The sequence below is a fragment of the Roseateles sp. P5_E1 genome (assembly GCF_054049335.1).
The window spans coordinates 1-13,345 of the sequence record NZ_JBFUMN010000034.1 but is presented as its reverse complement, the minus strand read 5'-3'; the positions used below and the strand labels follow the sequence as shown (position 1 = coordinate 13,345).

The 13,345-nt window shown below is 66.8% G+C and carries 14 protein-coding genes; 3 read left to right on the top strand and 11 right to left on the bottom strand.

The features are described from left to right. Nucleotides 1-3 precede the first annotated feature (3 nt). From ACXJKJ_RS21160 to ACXJKJ_RS21140, 5 genes are all read right to left on the bottom strand, one after another. Nucleotides 4-837, bottom strand: coding sequence for an EI24 domain-containing protein (locus ACXJKJ_RS21160; protein ID WP_056198393.1), 834 nt, complete (start codon nucleotides 835-837; stop codon nucleotides 4-6). Next, nucleotides 837-1,814, bottom strand: coding sequence for a sterol desaturase family protein (locus tag ACXJKJ_RS21155; protein ID WP_056198396.1), 978 nt, complete (start codon nucleotides 1,812-1,814; stop codon nucleotides 837-839). Before ACXJKJ_RS21155 ends, ACXJKJ_RS21160 begins: the two co-directional genes overlap by 1 nt. Further along, nucleotides 1,811-2,638 (bottom strand): polysaccharide deacetylase family protein, encoded by an 828-nt coding sequence (locus ACXJKJ_RS21150; protein WP_457323976.1) that lies wholly within the window; start codon nucleotides 2,636-2,638, stop codon nucleotides 1,811-1,813. The genes ACXJKJ_RS21155 and ACXJKJ_RS21150 overlap by 4 nt, the downstream gene beginning before the upstream one ends. Beyond that, a complete protein-coding gene (locus tag ACXJKJ_RS21145; RefSeq protein ID WP_457392175.1) occupies nucleotides 2,635-3,657 on the bottom strand; it encodes a YncE family protein in 1,023 nt (340 codons plus the stop codon). The genes ACXJKJ_RS21150 and ACXJKJ_RS21145 overlap by 4 nt, the downstream gene beginning before the upstream one ends. Nucleotides 3,658-3,727: 70 nt before the next feature. Further along, nucleotides 3,728-4,540: a TIGR00266 family protein gene (locus ACXJKJ_RS21140; RefSeq protein WP_056198399.1), complete on the bottom strand. Its 813-nt coding sequence runs from the start codon at nucleotides 4,538-4,540 to the stop codon at nucleotides 3,728-3,730. A 220-nt stretch (nucleotides 4,541-4,760) separates the two neighbouring features. Here ACXJKJ_RS21140 and ACXJKJ_RS21135 point away from each other — a divergent pair, with 220 nt between their 5' ends. Beyond that, nucleotides 4,761-5,150 carry a hypothetical protein gene (locus ACXJKJ_RS21135; protein ID WP_457392172.1) on the top strand — a complete coding sequence of 130 codons (390 nt, stop codon included), beginning with the start codon at nucleotides 4,761-4,763 and terminating at the stop codon, nucleotides 5,148-5,150. Here the strand turns inward: ACXJKJ_RS21135 and ACXJKJ_RS21130 are convergent. The 4 genes from ACXJKJ_RS21130 to phaC all read right to left on the bottom strand — a co-directional run bounded on the left by ACXJKJ_RS21130 (nucleotide 5,131) and on the right by phaC (nucleotide 10,859). Further along, nucleotides 5,131-7,071 carry a methyl-accepting chemotaxis protein gene (locus ACXJKJ_RS21130; RefSeq protein WP_457392170.1) on the bottom strand — a complete coding sequence of 647 codons (1,941 nt, stop codon included), beginning with the start codon at nucleotides 7,069-7,071 and terminating at the stop codon, nucleotides 5,131-5,133. The two genes, ACXJKJ_RS21135 and ACXJKJ_RS21130, sit on opposite strands and share 20 nt — an antisense overlap. 203 nt (nucleotides 7,072-7,274) lie before the next feature. Beyond that, nucleotides 7,275-8,012, bottom strand: a complete 738-nt coding sequence (gene phbB / locus ACXJKJ_RS21125; RefSeq protein ID WP_056198408.1) for an acetoacetyl-CoA reductase — start codon at nucleotides 8,010-8,012, stop codon at nucleotides 7,275-7,277. A gap of 31 nt (nucleotides 8,013-8,043) precedes the next feature. Further along, on the bottom strand, nucleotides 8,044-9,228 hold the full coding sequence (locus ACXJKJ_RS21120; protein ID WP_056198411.1) for an acetyl-CoA C-acetyltransferase: 1,185 nt from the start codon (nucleotides 9,226-9,228) through the stop codon (nucleotides 8,044-8,046). Between the two features lie 20 nt (nucleotides 9,229-9,248). Beyond that, nucleotides 9,249-10,859, bottom strand: coding sequence for a class I poly(R)-hydroxyalkanoic acid synthase (gene phaC / locus ACXJKJ_RS21115; protein ID WP_457392216.1), 1,611 nt, complete (start codon nucleotides 10,857-10,859; stop codon nucleotides 9,249-9,251). Nucleotides 10,860-11,042: 183 nt separating this feature from the next. Between phaC and ACXJKJ_RS21110 the strand changes: the two genes are divergently transcribed. Continuing rightward, on the top strand, nucleotides 11,043-11,309 hold the full coding sequence (locus ACXJKJ_RS21110; protein ID WP_082532718.1) for a hypothetical protein: 267 nt from the start codon (nucleotides 11,043-11,045) through the stop codon (nucleotides 11,307-11,309). Here the strand turns inward: ACXJKJ_RS21110 and ACXJKJ_RS21105 are convergent. Together ACXJKJ_RS21105 and maiA are read right to left on the bottom strand one after the other, a co-directional pair. Then, nucleotides 11,229-11,903, bottom strand: a complete 675-nt coding sequence (locus ACXJKJ_RS21105; protein ID WP_457392168.1) for a polyphenol oxidase family protein — start codon at nucleotides 11,901-11,903, stop codon at nucleotides 11,229-11,231. The two genes, ACXJKJ_RS21110 and ACXJKJ_RS21105, sit on opposite strands and share 81 nt — an antisense overlap. A 43-nt stretch (nucleotides 11,904-11,946) precedes the next feature. Next, nucleotides 11,947-12,582 carry a maleylacetoacetate isomerase gene (maiA, locus tag ACXJKJ_RS21100; RefSeq protein WP_056198415.1) on the bottom strand — a complete coding sequence of 212 codons (636 nt, stop codon included), beginning with the start codon at nucleotides 12,580-12,582 and terminating at the stop codon, nucleotides 11,947-11,949. 33 nt (nucleotides 12,583-12,615) lie between these two features. On the opposite strand from maiA, the gene ACXJKJ_RS21095 reads away from it, so the two are divergent. Continuing rightward, nucleotides 12,616-13,167: an NUDIX hydrolase gene (locus ACXJKJ_RS21095; protein WP_056198418.1), complete on the top strand. Its 552-nt coding sequence runs from the start codon at nucleotides 12,616-12,618 to the stop codon at nucleotides 13,165-13,167. Nucleotides 13,168-13,345 lie beyond the last annotated feature (178 nt).

The window sequence follows — 13,345 nt, the reverse complement described above, 5'->3', positions numbered from 1 at the left end:
GCTTCAGCTTTCGATGAGGACGGCAGATTCAGCCACCGGCTCCGCCGCCCGCCGCGCCTGCAGGGCGCCCAGCGCGTAATGGGTGAACCAGGCGGTCGAGAAGGCGAAGACCAAGGTGTACAGCCAGATCGCCAGCAGCACGACGAAGGGCGCAAAGATGACGGCGGCCACACCGGAAACGGCCCAGATCAGTGACGGCACTGCGCCGAGATAACCGCAGACCACGCCCATGGCCAGCATCGGGATGCGGTGCTCCTTCAGCAATGCGCGGCGCTCCTCGGCGGAGGCATGGTCCGCCAGCACGTCGAAGCCGAAGACACGGTAGGTCAGCCAGCCCCAGATCAACGGCGGCAGCACCATGACGAGGGGCGGGATCAGCCACAGCGGCATGGACAGCAGGATGAGCACCAGCGCGATGACGGTGGCGCCCAGCGAGGCCGCGACGCTCTGCATCAGCGTGCCGCCGCGCTTCTTCTCCAGCAGCGGGAAGCGGCGCTGGGCGACGAGGCGGACGATGGCCGGCGTCATCAGCAGCGCGACCAGCAGCAGGCTCATCAGAATGACGACCGGCAGCACGCCAGCCAGCACGACGATGGCCGCCAACGCGCTGCGGAAGGCCTGCAGACCCCAGCTGTCCAGCCACTGCAGCAGGCTCTCGATGAGGCGCCAGCTCTCCAGCGTCGCGCGCACTGCGGCAATGGCGCCCTCCCAGAAGAAGAACATGAAGCCGAACACCAACACGCCACAGATGAGCAGCGGCAGCAACGACAGCCCGATAACGCGCGGATGCAGGCAGTAGGCGGCGGCGCGCCAGAAGGAGTCGACGAGGCTTTGCATCAAGCGGCTTTCCTGAACGAGCGGAACAGGCGGGTCAGCCCCAGCCATTGCTGGTGCCAGAAGCCGCCGCCGTAGTCGCGGCCACCTTCCTCGGGCAACTGGTCGCGCACACCGGTGGCGTCGAAGCGATTCTCGAAGTTGGCGGTGCGGAACAGCAGGTCCCATAGCGGCAGCAGGACGCCGAAGTTGTGGCCGCCCAGCGTGCCGCGGCCACCGGATTCGTGGCCGATGCCGATGCTGTGGTGCAGGCGGTGGAAGCGTGGGCTGATCAAGAGGCGCTCGCCGATGCGCCCAAAGCTGATGCGCGCGTTCGCATGCTGCAGGCTCTCGTGCAGCTGGGTGATGACGGTGATGGCGACGAACTGCCCCGGCTCCACACCGATGAGGCGGGCCAGCAGGGCCAGCGCCGTGCCGAGCAGCACGTCGTCCAGCAGGTGATTGCGGTTGTCGCTCCACATCGTCATCTGGCGTTGGCTGTGGTGCAGGCTGTGCAGGGCCCACCACCAGTTGAACTGGTGCTGGGCGCGGTGCAGCCAGTAGCCGACGAAGTCGAAGACGGCGAGGTAGAGCAGCAGGCTGACCCAGGCGACATCGGTAACGCCGGGCCAGATGCCGTCGAGCTGCCAGGTCGGCAGGCCCGCCATGCGCAGCTCGCCAGCGATGCCGTCCCACAGCGGCTCGATGCTGAAGAAGATCAACAGGCGAACGAGGCCGAGGCGGTGGATCAGCGTGTAGATGACGTCGGTGCGCACGGCCGCGTGGTCAGTCACCGGCTCGACCGGCCAGCGCCGCTCCAGGATGCCGATGCCCAAAACGATGACGACGATCTGGATCAGCCCCAGTAGCAGCCAGCCGGTCGCATCGAAGGCGTCCTCCAGCAGGTTGCCAAAGCCCAGTCCGAACACGACCGGCTGCACGACGGACTCGTAGAGCCACAGCTGCAGGCTGTCGAAGGCGTTGGCGATCCAGTCGATCACGGCTTGCGGGCGTAGGTTTTGGGTTCGATCTTCAGGGCGACCTTGGTGTCGGCGGCCTTGAACAGTGGGGCGTAGCGGGGATGCTCGCGCAGCAGTGCAAAGCATAGGCCCCGCTGCTCCAATCCCGTCATCAGCGGCTCCAGCACGGCCGGCGCCCAGGGGTCCTGGCGTTCCCAGATGCCAAGGTGGGCGAGCAGGATGTCACCGGGCTTGATGTCGCGCAGCGCCTTGTCCAGCAGCTGCGCGTTGGGGTGGCTCTGGCTGGGCAGTTCATCGCCCAGGAAGCCCGCGCTGCTCCAGCCCACATGGGTGAAGCCGCAGGCCTTGGCGGTATTCAGCAGGGCCTTGGACGAGCGTCCCGCCGGCGCGCGGAAGATGGGGCCCAGCGACTTGCCCGTCATGGCCGTGAAGCGCTCGCCGACCTTCTTCAGGCTCTCGCAATACTGCTCGGGCGTGACCTCGTGAACGACAGGCGGGTTGACGCCGGCCTGCGTCTTCACCTTGAAGCGCACCACCTTGCCGTCGGCATCCAGCACGTCTTCCATGAAGATGTCGTGGTCCCAGGTGTGGGCGCCGAAGTCATGGCCTTCGGCCGCACGCTCGCGCCACCAGGGCGCCCAGGTCTCGTCCAGCGTCGTGCCGCCGGTCAGCGTCGGTTCGCTGGCGAGGAAGAAGGTCGCCTTCGCGTTGTGCTTCTTCAGTGTCTCGGCGATCAGCGGCGCAACACCCATGTGGCCGGTGTCGAAGGTGAGGTAGACCGGCTTGTCGCAAGACGGTTGCGCGGTGGCCGCAGTGACCACCAGCGCCAGGGCCCAGGCTTTCATAGACGAGGTTGGTGATCCAGCGTCCAGATGCCGTGCGGCGACTTGCCCACCTTGACCTGCCTGACGACCTTGCGCGTAGCGGTGTCGATCTGCGTCAGCTTGCCGGCCCAGCGCGAGGTGACGAGCAGCGTCTTGCCATCGGTCAGCAGCTCCATGTCGTCGGGACCTGCCGGCGCCGGATATTGATCGACGACGGTCAGCGTCGTCAGGTCGATCTTGCTGATGGTGTTGGCGGCGCGGTTGCTGACCAGCACATGGCGCTTGTCGCCCCAGGCACGGAAGGAGTGGGCGCCGGCGCCTGTCAGGATGCGCTTGGCGAGCTTGGGCGCACCGGCGCCGCTGACGTCCCAGACCTCGACGAACTTGTCGCCGGTCAGGCCGACGAGGATGAAGCGGTCATCCGGCGTCAGGTAGATGTCGGCCGGCATCTTGCCGACGGCCTGCTTCCACTTGATGGTCTGCGTCGCCAGGTCGATGGCCAGCAGCTCATCGCTGTCCTGCAGACTGGCGTAGAGCGTCGTGCTCTTGGTGTCGATGTTGAGGTGACTCGGCGTCTTCGGCGCCGGGATGCGCTTGACCAATTGCAGCGGCTCGGCCGCAACGCTGCCCTGCCAACGGTAGAGGTCGACGCGGTCCAGTCGATTGGACGCCGTGACGAGCCACTTCATGTCCGGCGAAAAGCGCAGGTGATAGGGGTCGGGAATGCCACGCACCACACGCTGGACCTCGGCCGTGCGCGGATCGATGAAGGTCAGCGAATCGGCCAGCGCATTGGCGACGATGAGGGACTTCTCGTCGGGCGACAGGTAGAGGTGGTGAGGCTCCTTGCCGGTCGGGATGCGCTTGATGACGGTGAAGCTGGCCGGGTCGACGACGGAGATGTCGGCGTCCAGCGAGTTCAGCACGAAGACCGGGGGGCGGCCATTGGCCTGGGCATTGGCCTGGGCATTGCCCTGGGCATTGGCCTGGGCCAGGCCGGCCAGGACCATCAGGAGCGCGAACGCGCTGCGACGAAACATTCCAGGAGTCCTTAAAAGCAAAAAGGGCGGCAGCCGCCGCCCTCCACAACGCGCCAGTTTACCGGGGCGCTTACTCGTCGTCGCCGCCGAGGATGCTTCCCAGCAGTCCGCCGCCGGCAAAACCACCGAGAACCGAGCCCTCTTCCTTGTGGCCGCCCATCTGCGGCGCCGCCGCAAAGATGCGCGAAGCCAGGCGCGAGAAAGGCAGGCTCTGCAGCCAGACCTCGCCCGGGCCGGTCAGCTTGGCCAGGAACAGGCCTTCGCCGCCGAACAGCGCCGTCTTGATCTTGCCGACGTACTGGATCTCGAAATTGACGTTGGGCGTGTAGGCGACGACGCAGCCCGTGTCCACCAGCAGGGTCTGGCCCGGCTGCAGGCTGCGCCGGACGATGGTGCCGCCGGCGTGCACGAAGGCCAGGCCGTCGCCCTCCAGGCGCTCCATGATGAAGCCCTCGCCGCCGAAGAAGCCGGCGGACAGCTTCTGCTGGAAGGCGATGCCCAGGGACACGCCACGCGCCGCGCACAGGAAGGCGTCCTTCTGGCAAATCAGCGTGCCGCCCAGCGCCGACAGATCCATGGGGATGATCTTGCCCGGATAGGGCGCCGCGAAAGCCACGCGCTGCTTGCCGGCGCCGTTGTTGGTGTAAATGGTCGTGAACAGCGACTCGCCCGTCAGCAGCCTTTTTCCCGCGCCCAGCAGCTTGCCGAGGAAGCCGCCCTGGTTGGCCGAGCCGTCGCCGAAGACGGCGTCCATGCCAATGGCGGAGTCCATGAAGAACATCGAGCCCGCCTCGCCGATGGCCGCCTCGCCGGGATCGAGCTCGATCTCGACGAACTGCATCTCGGCACCCTTGATCTCATAGTCGACAACATCCATGGCCATGTGGCTCTCCCGGCGATAAAAAAACGGCCTGGATGATAGGGCGACATGCGGGTGTCGGTGCCGTGCGGCGGCGTCAGGGATTTCGGGCCCGGCAAGCCGTTGCCGTGGCGCCGGATGACGGGCCGCCAATTTGTGTCCCTGTGCATCGGCCAGCGCCGCAAGGAAGCATCGAGATACATGAACGCCTTGCGCGCCCGCCCGATGCCCCAGACTGCAGCCGATGACACTACAGATCGATGACCTCCAGCCCGAGTTGACGGCGGAGCAGGCCTTGACCGGCTGGCGCAGGGAGTTCTGCGTCGAATTGCGGGGCGAAGGCCAGGCGCGAATCTTCCTGAGGGTGCTCGAGTCACCTTCGTTGAAGGCCACCGAGTTGCGCCGCGCGGTGCTGTTTCACAGGGTCGGCGCGGGATTCGCCGATCTGGCGGGCTGCGTCGCGGCGGCGCGTGAGCCGCTGGAGCGGCTCGCCCTCACCGCAGTCCGCCAGCAACCCAGCGCGGACAACCTCTTCGCCGCGGTCACCTACGACCGCCGCGCCTGGGAAGCAGTCGTGGACGCAGTGGACCACTGGCAGCGACGCCGGATCCCGGTCAAGCCATCGCTGTCCTGAACCTCGCCGCCGCCTCGCGCAGCTGACCGGCACGGTCTTCCAGCATCGACGCCGAAGCCGCCGTTTCCTCGACGAGGGCGGCGTTCTGCTGCGTCGTCGAATCCACCTCGCGAATGGCAGCCGCGAGCTGGCGGACCTGGTCGGCCTGGGAGGAAGACTGGCTGCTGATGTCGCCCACGATGGCGGCCACGCGGTGGATGGCCTGCACGATCTCGCCCATGGAGCCACCAGCCTGGGCCACATAGGCCTCGCCCTGGTGGACGGTCTCGATGGAGGAATTGATCAGCGTCTTGATCTCTTTCGCCGCTTCGGCCGAGCGCTGGGCCAGCGAGCGCACCTCGCTCGCCACAACCGCGAAGCCGCGGCCCTGCTCGCCCGCGCGGGCAGCCTCGACGGCGGCGTTCAGCGCCAGGATGTTGGTCTGAAAGGCGATGGAGTCGATGACCTGGATGATGTCGCCGATCTTGCGCGAGCTCGCGGTGATCTCCTCCATGGAGTTCACGGCACGCTGCACGATGGCGCCGCCACGTCCGGCCAGCTCGGCCGCGCCTTGCACCAGGTCATGAGCCTCGCGGGCACTGTTCATGTTGTGGTCGACGGTCTGTTCCAGCACGCCGGTGCTGGCGCTGGTCTGCTCGACGACCGAAGCCATCGCATTGCCGCGCGCCGAGAGATCCTGGTTGGCGCCCGAGATCTGCGTGGCCGACGTGGAGATGTGTTCGGCGCCTGCGCGCACCTCGTGCACGAGGCCACTCAAGCGCAACGTGGCTTCGCGCAAGGCATTCGTCGCCAGCACGACCTCGTCGCGGCCGGCCAGGGTCGGGGTCTCGCTGAGATCGCCGGCGCCCAGGGCCTCGATGCGGCGGCCCAGCACGGCGCAGCTGCTGCGCGACGCCAGGTAATAACTCACCAGCGCATAGGCGGCAATGGTGACAAAGCTGATGGCCAGGATCATGGCTGTCCACAGGTCGCGCGTCAGGCGCTGGACCCGCGCGGTGACGAGTTCGGCCAGCTTCGCCTCCGCGGCGCGCTCCAATTTGTCGCACGCGGCAATCTGCGCCGTGCCCAGCGCGAACCACTCGGCCGCATCGACCTTGGGCGGCTCGCCCAGCACAAAGCCCTGAGCGAACTTCTCGCGAAAGTCCTTGCGGATCCGGTCCACGAGCTGCACGTCCAGGCCTTTCACGGCCTCGGGATTGGCCGCCGCAACCCGGTTCAGTGCGGCGGTCAGGCGCGTCAGGTATTCCTCGGTCACCGTGTCGGCCTGGTGCAGGCGCTGCAGCACGCCAGCGGGCGGCGAGCCCATTTGAGCAGCGGCGGCGCCGAGGGCGCGCATGCGGCCGACAGCATCCCGCAGCCGTGGCAAGGCATCGGTGACGCTCAGCATCAGGTAGTAGGTATCTGCGTCCGGGTCCAAGGCCAGGTTGGACTCGGACGACGCCTGCTCGACGAGGGACTGCACCGCGTCGGTCAGCGCAAAGCTGGCCACGACGACCGGCTCGGGCTCGGCCGCACCGAGAGCGACCAGGGCCTTGGCCTTGGCGCGCGCAGCGGCCAGGCCTGAAGCGAGCTTGAGTGGGTCCTTGTCGGTTGCGATCTCGCGTTCCAGCGCCTGAGCCTGGGTCTCGAACTTGCCCAGGGCCTCTTCGCGCCTGGCCTCGGCGCCGGGCATCTTGGCGCTCACGCCGATGGAGGCCCCGCGCAGCACCATGGCCGCGTTCAGCAGCCCACTGACCTGGCGCACCTGGGCAACACCGACCAGTTCCTTGGCCGAGAAGTCGCGGGCGTCCGAGCGATCGCCCGCCAGCGCCACCAGCAGGTAGACCAGCGGAATCGCAAAGCACAGGCAGACGATGAAGAACTTGTGCGCCATCGGCAGGCGGCGCATCAGGCTCACGGCGGGCAGAAAGACAAGGTTCATCCGGCTCTTCCCATTGCTAATGCGCCAGTTGCTTGGCACAGATGCCGGAATGTAGTCAGGCCGCCTTCCCGATGCAGGGGATAAGTTCACAAGCGCAGGTCGTTGCGCGGGCAAGCGTGGAATTGTTGCCGTGTCGCCCCAATGCGGTGCAAGCAACAAAAAGCCGGCTGGCGCCGGCTTTGCAGAAGGGAGCCGCCCGGCTCTCACCCCATGTGCATGCCGCCGTTGCAGGAGAAGTCGGCGCCGGTCGAGAAGCCCGAATCCCCGCTGGCCAGCCAGGCGACGATGGAACCGATCTCCTCGGGCGTACCCAGGCGCTTGACGGGAATCGTCGCAACGATCTTCTCCAGCACCTCGGGCTTGATCGCGCGGACCATGTCGGTGCCGATATAGCCGGGGCTGACGGTGTTGACTGTCACGCCCTTGGACGCCAGCTCCTGCGCCAGCGCCATCGTGAAGCCGTGCATGCCGGCCTTGGCGGCCGAGTAGTTGGTCTGGCCGGCCTGGCCCTTTTCGCCGTTGACCGAGCTGATCTGGATGATGCGGCCCCAGCCCTTTTCCACCATGCCCGGCACGACCTGCTTGGTCACGTTGAACATGCTGTTCAGGTTGGTGTCGATGACGGCATGCCAGTCGTCCGGCGTCATCTTCAAGAACATGCGGTCCTTGGTGATGCCGGCGTTGTTGACCAGCACGTCGATGGCGCCATGCTCACCGATGGCCTTGGAGAAAGCCTCAACGGTGGAGTCCCAGTCGGCCACGTTGCCGACGGAGGCGTAGAAGTCGTAGTCGAGCGCCTTCTGTTCATCGAGCCATTTCTTGAAGTCGCGGCTCGGACCGCAGCCGGCGATGACCTTGAAGCCTTCCTTGTGCAGGCGCTGGCAGATGGCGGTACCGATGCCGCCCATACCGCCCGTGACGTAGGCAACTTTCTTGCTCATGGATGTCTCCTGTTGTGATTGGGTGAGGGTATCAACGTTCGACGGTGAGTGCGACACCCATGCCGCCGCCGATGCACAGCGAGGCGATGCCCTTCCTGGCATCGCGCTTGACCATCTCGTGCAGCAGCGTGACGAGCACGCGGCAGCCGCTGGCGCCGATGGGGTGGCCCAGCGCAATGGCGCCGCCGTTGACGTTGACCTTGCTCATGTCCCAGCCCATCTCGTTGTGCACGGCACAGGCCTGGGCGGCGAAGGCTTCGTTGATTTCCAGCAGGTCGAGGTCGGCGGGCTTCCAGCCGGCGCGCTCCAGCGCCTTGCGGGCCGCGGGCACCGGGCCCATGCCCATCAGCGCAGGGTCCAGGCCGGCCGAGGCGTAGGAGGCAATGCGCGCCAGCGGTGTCAGGCCAAGGGCCGCGGCCTTGGCGGCCGTCATGACGACGACGCCGGCGGCGCCATCGTTCAGGCCCGAGGCATTGCCTGCGGTCACGCTGCCGGCTTTATCGAAGGCCGGGCGCAGGCCGGCCAGAGCTTCGGCGTTGCTCTTGCGGTTGATGAACTCGTCGGCAGCAAAAACGATCGGATCGCCCTTCTTCTGCGCGATGCTGAACGGCACGATTTCGTCCTTGAAGCGGCCCGCGTCCTGGGCCGCGGCGGCCTTCTGCTGGCTGCCCAGCGCGAGCGCATCCTGCTGCTCGCGCGTGATGCCGTACTTCTTGGCCACGTTCTCGGCCGTGATGCCCATGTGGTACTGGTTGTACACGTCCCACAGGCCGTCGACGATCATGGTGTCGACCATCTTCCAGTCGCCCATGCGCTGGCCATCGCGCGAGCCGTTGAGCACGTGGGGGCTCATGCTCATGCTCTCCTGGCCGCCGGCGATGATGATGTCGCTGTCGCCATCGCGGATGGCCTGAGCCGCCAGCATCACGGCCTTGAGGCCCGAGCCGCAGACCTTGTTGATCGTCATGGCTGGCACGACGTTGGGCAGGCCGGACTTGATGACGGACTGGCGCGCCGGGTTCTGGCCGACGCCAGCGGTCAGCACCTGGCCGAGGATGACCTCGTTGATCTGGTCGCCGGCCAGGCCGGTGCGGCGCAGCAGGTCCTGGATGACGGCGGCGCCCAGCTCGGTGGCGGGCGTCTTGGCGAGCGTGCCGCCGAACTTGCCGATGGCCGTGCGTGCGGCGGCGACGATGACGATGTCTTCTTTGCTCATGGATGTCTCCTTAAAAACGATCAGGCCTTGACCTTCACATAGCGACCGGGCGCGGGCTCGATCGCCTTGAACTTGCGGTTGCCCGGCTCTTTGGGCGCGGGCTTTTTGGCGCCGGCATGCAAGGCCAGCCAGGCGGACCAGTCCGGCCACCAGCTGCCGGGGTGTTCGGTGGCACTGGCCAACCAGGCCTCGGGGTCGACCGGCAGGGCTGCTCCCTTGGCAATCCAGTGGCTGCGCTTGCCCTTGGTGGGCGGGTTGATGACGCCGGCGATATGACCCGACGCACCCAGCACGAAGCGCTTCTTGCCCTTGAGGATCTGGGTGCTGCGGTAGGCGCTGGTCCAAGGCACGATATGGTCCTCGCGCGAGCCGTAGATGTAGACCGGGGCCTCGATGGCGCCGATGTCCAGCTTCTCGCCGCAGACCGTCAGCTTGCCTGGCTGCTTCAACTCGTTTTGCAAGTAGGTGTGGCGCAGATACCAGCAGTACATCGGCCCGGGCAGATTGGTCGAGTCGCCGTTCCAGTACAGCAGGTCGAAGGGCGGCGGCTGCTCGCCCTTCAGGTAGTTGCCGACGACGTAGTTCCAGACCAGGTCGTTGGGGCGCAGGAAGCTGAAGGTCGTGGCCAGCTCCTGGCCGTGCAGCAGTTGCGGGCCTTTGGGCGACTCGGGGCCCAGCGTCGCCTCGCGCAGCCTCACCATGGCTTCGTCGACAAAGATGTCGAGGATGCCGTTGTCGGCAAAGTCCAGCAGCGTGGTCAGCAGCGTGACGCTGGCGGCCGGCTGTTCGCCGCGCGCGGCCAGCACGCCCAGCGCCGTGGCGAGGATGGTGCCGCCGACGCAGAAGCCTAAAGTGTTGATCTTGTCCTGGCCCGAGATCTCCTGCGCGACGCGGATGGCTTCGATGGCGCCGGTCTCGATGTAGTCGTCCCAGCCCAGCTGCTTGATGGATTCATCCGGGTTGCGCCAACTGACGACGAAGACGCGATGGCCTTCGGAGACGGCGTAGCGGATCAGCGAGTTGTCCGGCTGCAGGTCCAGGATGTAGAACTTGTTGATGCAGGGCGGCACCAGCAGGAAGGGTCGCGTGTGCACTTCCTTCGTCAGCGGCGCGTATTCGATGAGCTGGAACAGCTCGTTCTCGAAAACGATGCTGCCGGCCGTGGTGGCCACGTTCTTGCCGACCTCGAAGGCGCTCTCGTCCGTCTGCGACACATGGCCGCGCTGCACGTCGCCCCACAGTTGCTGCAGGCCACGGGTCAGCGTCTCGCCCTGGCTGTCCAGCGCCAGCTTCTGCGCCTCGGGGTTCAACGCCAGGTAATTGCTGGGCGACACGGCATCGACGAACTGCTGCACGGCGAAACGGATGCGCGCCTTGGTCTTGTCGTCCGCCTCGATGGCCGAGGCCATCCGGCCCAGCGTCTGGCTGTTGAGCAGGTAGAGCTGGGTCATGAAGCTGGCGGCCGGGTTGCTCCGCCATTCGGGCGCGGCGAAGCGGCGGTCGCCGATGGCCGGAGCCTCGCCCTGCCCCAGCGACGTGTTCCACAACGCCGTGGCCTGCTTCAGATAATCGGCCTGCAATTCGGCCAGTGCGGTGGGTGAGATCTGCGGCAGATGCGCCATCTGCTGCATCAGGTCCGCGAATACAGCCGGCCCCTCCATAGCGGGCGGGGCGTCGTTCTTCTTGCGTGTGGCCATGTCTTCCTCGGAGCTCCCGCGTCAGCGGTGTTGTCTCGATCCGTTGCAATAAGCTTGCCACATCTCGCAGACCCTGTTTGTACTCTTGCGCACTGACGCGCCAATGACACCCCCATCATGTACCTCGTTGCCATCGCGTGGGCCTACGTCGCGCTGATGATGGCGGCAGCAGAAGCGATCAGCCCTCAGGGCTCGCTGTTCGGTGCCTTCGTCACGCTGATGCTCTACGGCGTCCTTCCACTGGGCCTGCTGCTCTACATCCTCGGCACGCCCGGCCGCAAGCGTCGGCGGCGTGCTGCCGAGCTAGCCGCGCAAGGAGATGCAGGCGGCCATCCGGCCGCGGGGCCGGCCGACGGCCTCGCCCCGGAACGAGAAGAAAAGTGAATCATCGGTCAGGGTGCACCAGGTGCCGCCGCTGATTTGGGTGATATTGACCGAGATCAATCTTTCGCGAGCCAACAGGGGCAGATCAGCGCGCCAGCGAGGCTCGGGATTGGGCCGGTAGACGAAGCCGGGCTGGTCGCACTCGATGGGCTCACGCCCAAAGGCGGCGACGACCTCTGGGCCCACCTCGAAGGCCTCGGGGCCGATGCAGGCGCCCAGCCAGGCCTTCACATCGCCGGGCTGGCATTTCGCGGCGTCGCAAAGCTCGGCCACCGTGTTCTCCAGCACACCAGCCGCCAGGCCGCGCCAGCCCGCATGCGCGCCGGCCACACCGCCCGGCGCCGAGAACAGCACCGGCAGGCAGTCGGCGACCAGGATGGCCACGGCCAGCTCGGGGTCGGTCGACACGGCCGCATCGGCCTTGGGCGCGTTGTCATCGTGCCAGCCGGCACGCAGGCGCACGACATCGGCGCCATGGACCTGATCGAGAAAGACCGGCCGCGCGCCGAGCACCTCGGCGAGTCCGATGCGGTTGGCCTTGGCCAGTTCGGGGTCGCCCGCCTTGCGTCCGAAGTTGGGACCGCGAGTGGTCATGAAGGCCGTCACGCCCGGCCAATCCGGGCGCAGCCAGTTCGGATCAGGCTGCATCGGGACAGACGCTGGGATGCGTATTGGCAAAGGCCGGCAGGGCCAGGCAGGCGGCATTCACGCGCATGACGGTCGGGAAGTCGTCCAGCGGGCATTCGAAGCGCTGGGCGTTGTAGACCTGGGGCACGAGCATGCAATCAGCAAGGCCCGGCGTGTCGCCAAAGCAGTATTCCCCCGCCGTGGCCGCCAGGCGCTGCTCGACGATGCTCAGGCCCGTCGCCACCCAATGGCGGTACCAGCGGTCGACGATCGCCTGCTCCTGACCGAGGTCGTTCTTCAAGTAGCGCAGCACGCGCAGGTTGTTGATCGGGTGGATGTCGCAACCGATGTCCTGGGCCAGCGCCCTCACCTGGGCTCGCGCGACGGCACCCTTGGGCAGCAAGGGCGGCTCGGGATGGGTCTCTTCCAGATACTCCAGGATGGCCATGGACTGGCTCAACCAGGGGCCGTCGTCCAGCACCAGCGCCGGCACCAGGTGGGAGACCTGCTGCTCAGCGAAGCTGCCAGCGAACTGCTCGTTCTTTGCGAGGTGGATGGCCGCGTAGTCGTAGTCCAGGCCCTTGATCGCCAGGCCGATGCGCACGCGCCACGAGGCGGAAGAGCGGAAGTAGTTGTAGAGCTTCATGGCTGTCATTCTGCTCGCCATAAACTGGGCCGCATGCCCTTTCCCAGCCCGCTCAGACACTGCCCGAACTGCGGCACCGCCGTGGAATACCGCATCCCCGACGACGACAACCGCGAACGCGCGGTCTGCCCGGGCTGTGGCGCCATCCACTACCAGAACCCGCTGAACGTGGTGGGCACGCTGCCGGTCTGGGAGGACGGCCGCGTGTTGCTGTGCCGGCGCGCCATCGAGCCGCGGCATGGCTTGTGGACGCTGCCGGCCGGCTTCATGGAGCTGAACGAGACCACCACCGAGGGCGCCCTGCGCGAGACCCAGGAGGAAGCCGGCGCCGACATCGAGATGGGGCCGCTGTACACGGTGCTCAACGTCGTGCGGGTGGGCCAGGTCCACCTTTTCTACCGCGCCCGGCTGCTTTCGCCCGAGTTCAACCCGGGGCCGGAGTCGCTGGAGGCCAGGCTCTTCAGCGAAGAAGAGATCCCCTGGGGCGAGATCGCCTTCAAGACGACACGCGAGACGCTGCGCTGCTTTTTCGAAGACCGCCGCCAGGGTGGCGGCTTTGCGCTGCACGACATCGACATTCCTTGATCTCACCCTCCGCGGCGCGCATCATCAACGGCGTCTCCAACGGAGGGATGAGCCATGACGACACGGCGCGTGTGGTGCAAGGCGGGGTTGGGCTGGATGGCGGGGCTGGGGCTGGCGCGGCCGGCCCACGCGACACCGCTGCGCGCGGTGGGCTCGCAGTTCGCGCGCATCTTCGAGG

Excerpts from the sequence above, each read along its gene's own strand:
- ACXJKJ_RS21120 (WP_056198411.1), bottom strand. The coding sequence starts at position 9,228 with ATGAGCAAAGAAGACATCGTCATCGTCGCCGCCGCACGCACGGCCATC.
- ACXJKJ_RS21095 (WP_056198418.1), top strand. The coding sequence starts at position 12,616 with ATGCCCTTTCCCAGCCCGCTCAGACACTGCCCGAACTGCGGCACCGCC.
- ACXJKJ_RS21160 (WP_056198393.1), bottom strand. The coding sequence starts at position 837 with ATGCAAAGCCTCGTCGACTCCTTCTGGCGCGCCGCCGCCTACTGCCTG.
- ACXJKJ_RS21140 (WP_056198399.1), bottom strand. The coding sequence starts at position 4,540 with ATGGCCATGGATGTTGTCGACTATGAGATCAAGGGTGCCGAGATGCAG.
- ACXJKJ_RS21145 (WP_457392175.1), bottom strand. The coding sequence starts at position 3,657 with ATGTTTCGTCGCAGCGCGTTCGCGCTCCTGATGGTCCTGGCCGGCCTG.
- ACXJKJ_RS21130 (WP_457392170.1), bottom strand. The coding sequence starts at position 7,071 with ATGAACCTTGTCTTTCTGCCCGCCGTGAGCCTGATGCGCCGCCTGCCG.
- ACXJKJ_RS21135 (WP_457392172.1), top strand. The coding sequence starts at position 4,761 with ATGACACTACAGATCGATGACCTCCAGCCCGAGTTGACGGCGGAGCAG.
- ACXJKJ_RS21110 (WP_082532718.1), top strand. The coding sequence starts at position 11,043 with ATGTACCTCGTTGCCATCGCGTGGGCCTACGTCGCGCTGATGATGGCG.
- phaC (WP_457392216.1), bottom strand. The coding sequence starts at position 10,859 with ATGCAGCAGATGGCGCATCTGCCGCAGATCTCACCCACCGCACTGGCC.
- maiA (WP_056198415.1), bottom strand. The coding sequence starts at position 12,582 with ATGAAGCTCTACAACTACTTCCGCTCTTCCGCCTCGTGGCGCGTGCGC.
- ACXJKJ_RS21150 (WP_457323976.1), bottom strand. The coding sequence starts at position 2,638 with ATGAAAGCCTGGGCCCTGGCGCTGGTGGTCACTGCGGCCACCGCGCAA.
- ACXJKJ_RS21105 (WP_457392168.1), bottom strand. The coding sequence starts at position 11,903 with ATGACCACTCGCGGTCCCAACTTCGGACGCAAGGCGGGCGACCCCGAA.
- phbB (WP_056198408.1), bottom strand. The coding sequence starts at position 8,012 with ATGAGCAAGAAAGTTGCCTACGTCACGGGCGGTATGGGCGGCATCGGT.